Origin of the sequence: Lacticaseibacillus mingshuiensis (genome assembly GCF_016861785.1) — a bacterium.
Lineage (GTDB): Bacteria > Bacillota > Bacilli > Lactobacillales > Lactobacillaceae > Lacticaseibacillus > Lacticaseibacillus mingshuiensis.
The window spans coordinates 1-2,107 of record NZ_BOLS01000048.1 but is presented as its reverse complement, the minus strand read 5'-3'; the positions used below and the strand labels follow the sequence as shown (position 1 = coordinate 2,107).

The 2,107-nt window shown below is 56.6% G+C and carries 4 protein-coding genes; 1 reads left to right on the top strand and 3 read right to left on the bottom strand.

Annotated elements, in window-relative coordinates; all coding sequences use genetic code 11:
• A partial coding sequence (locus JUE67_RS12575; RefSeq protein ID WP_203637192.1) for a hypothetical protein occupies positions 1–200 on the top strand: 200 nt, incomplete at its 5' end.
• 10 nt (positions 201–210) lie between these two features.
• On the opposite strand, the gene JUE67_RS12570 is transcribed toward JUE67_RS12575, so the two are convergent.
• The 3 genes from JUE67_RS12570 to JUE67_RS12560 all read right to left on the bottom strand — a co-directional run bounded on the left by JUE67_RS12570 (position 211) and on the right by JUE67_RS12560 (position 2,071).
• Positions 211–1,086: an NAD(P)-dependent oxidoreductase gene (locus tag JUE67_RS12570; protein WP_203628651.1), complete on the bottom strand. Its 876-nt coding sequence runs from the start codon at positions 1,084–1,086 to the stop codon at positions 211–213.
• Positions 1,087–1,108: 22 nt separating this feature from the next.
• A complete protein-coding gene (locus JUE67_RS12565; protein ID WP_203628652.1) occupies positions 1,109–1,462 on the bottom strand; it encodes a hypothetical protein in 354 nt (117 codons plus the stop codon).
• A 141-nt stretch (positions 1,463–1,603) separates the two neighbouring features.
• Positions 1,604–2,071, bottom strand: a complete 468-nt coding sequence (locus tag JUE67_RS12560) for an aldo/keto reductase (RefSeq protein ID WP_203637191.1) — start codon at positions 2,069–2,071, stop codon at positions 1,604–1,606.
• Positions 2,072–2,107: the final 36 nt, after the last annotated feature.

Here is a 2,107-nt window from a genome sequence, read left to right as displayed (position 1 = left end):
GAAGACCTGACTGTTGGTATTCATTTAGTATGGCAAGCTTCTCCTCGGCTGTGTGCTTTGATCTGGGCATACAAAAATCCCTCCATGATTACCAGATGAATTATTGTATTTCATCTGACAACCACAAAGGGATTATCGCAAATGCGCCGGCTTTTTTACGTGGTTCTGTGATTTTCGTGGCTTTGGAGCGGACGCGCTGACTTGGTTTAGTTACGCAAGGTCGTGCCAGCTGGCGTAGGTGGTGATCAGACTTTGCGTTCCGAGATCGCCTTGCCCAGCATCGATGAGCGCTTGATAGAGGCGGTTGGCCTCGCGCGTAGCGGGCAACTCAATACCCAGCGCATCGGCTTCAGTCAGTGCGATGCCCAGGTCCTTGACGAAGTGTTTGACGAAAAATCCGGGTGTGTAATCCCCGGCGAGGATGCGCGGCCCATAATTTTCTAGGCTCCAGTTGTCCCCGCTACCACCGCCAACAGTTTTCAGCACCGCGGCGAGATCGAGCCCGGCCGCCTGGGCGTATACCAGCATCTCGGTGAGGCCGGTCATGGTGCCGGCGATCATGATCTGGTTTGCCATTTTGGCGTGTTGCCCTTTGCCGGCTTCGCCAAAATAGGTGATGCTGGTGGCGACTTTTGTCAGAATCGGCTGCAAGGTGGCAAAGGCAGCGCGGTCGCCGCCGACCATCACCGTCAGGGTGCCGTTTTTCGCACCGATATCACCGCCAGACACAGGCGCGTCAAGGGCCACGACCTGTTGCTTGGCCGCTTCATCGGCGATGCGCGCCGCTAGCGCCGGCGTGCTCGTCGTCATGTCGACCACAACCTGACCTGGGTGGGTGCCGGCCAGAATTCCTTCAGGCGCAAAATAGATCGCTTCGACGTCTGCTGGAAAACCCGCCATCGAAAACGTGATGTCGGTGGCTTCCGCAACAGCCTTGGCGGAGGCCGCCCATTTTGCGCCATTCGCCAGAACCGCGGCCGCATGCGCCTTGGTGCGGTTGAAGACAGTGACGTCTTCCCCTTTTTTGAGCAGATTGTTGATGATGCCGGTGCCCATAATGCCCGTGCCGATAAAGCCGATCTTCATGTTGGTCTTCCTTTCAGTCGTGTCAGTTGTTGGTGACTTGGTGCGCCGCGATAGTGGGGATGATGGCGTCGAAGGCCTTCACGGTGTCCGCATAGGTCGTCAGCTGATCGCCGAATTTTGCATTGAACCCCTCGAGGCCATCTGCCGCAAATGCGTATTCAAAAGTATAGAGCTGGTCATAGATCTTTGTGAATTGGGCGAGCAGGTCATGCTCACCGGCCAGCTGCAGGGCCAGTTGAATCACGCGAAAATCGGTGTAAGCCAGTTCGAATTGAACGGCCCAGGCCCGCATGAACGGATGCTGATTTTGAATGTGCAGGAAATGGTGATCCACGGTCCACTGCAAATTGGCGAGACTACTTTGAACATCTAACATAATAACGCCCCCTTTGCCGTAAATGTAACCGCAAAAGAGGCGAAACGCAACTGATTTGACTTGAGGGTGCGGAAGCCCGCGGGATGGTGGGGCAGGTAGTTTGGGCTGGGCGTACGATGGCGCACTTGGCCGGTCACTTACTTACCATGCGTATGCTTGTGGCGCCTGGCCGCCGGGACCTGGGAACAGCTGATTCAAACGCGCCAAGACATCTGGTGTCAGTTCAACGTCGAGCGCGTGGACCGCGGCCTCCAGTTGGTCGATCGTACGTGGGCCGATGATCGGAGCGGTGACGGCTGGATTTTGCAATAACCACGCCAGGGCGACGGTGGATTGGCTTTCCCCGAGCTCCTGGCAAAGTGCTTCGTAGCCTTCCAGCTGCGTGCGTTGTGTCTCACTGAGCTGCTTGGCGGCCTGGCTGCGGCGGCTGTTCGGGTCATCATCCGGGTGGAGGATATTTTCCGCGAGCAAGCCACCAGCCAGTGGACTCCAAACGATCAGCCCCATGCCCAGTTCGCGAACAGCGGGCAGAACCTCTAATTCTGGCAACCGGCATAACAGACTGTACCCTGGATTATTCACCTCGGTATTTGGGACATGAAATCGCATCTGGCCGGTCTGAAAGCAACGTTTGGAGCGTTGCGA

Excerpts from the sequence above, each read along its gene's own strand:
- JUE67_RS12565 (WP_203628652.1), bottom strand. The coding sequence starts at position 1,462 with ATGTTAGATGTTCAAAGTAGTCTCGCCAATTTGCAGTGGACCGTGGAT.
- JUE67_RS12560 (WP_203637191.1), bottom strand. The coding sequence starts at position 2,071 with ATGCGATTTCATGTCCCAAATACCGAGGTGAATAATCCAGGGTACAGT.
- JUE67_RS12570 (WP_203628651.1), bottom strand. The coding sequence starts at position 1,086 with ATGAAGATCGGCTTTATCGGCACGGGCATTATGGGCACCGGCATCATC.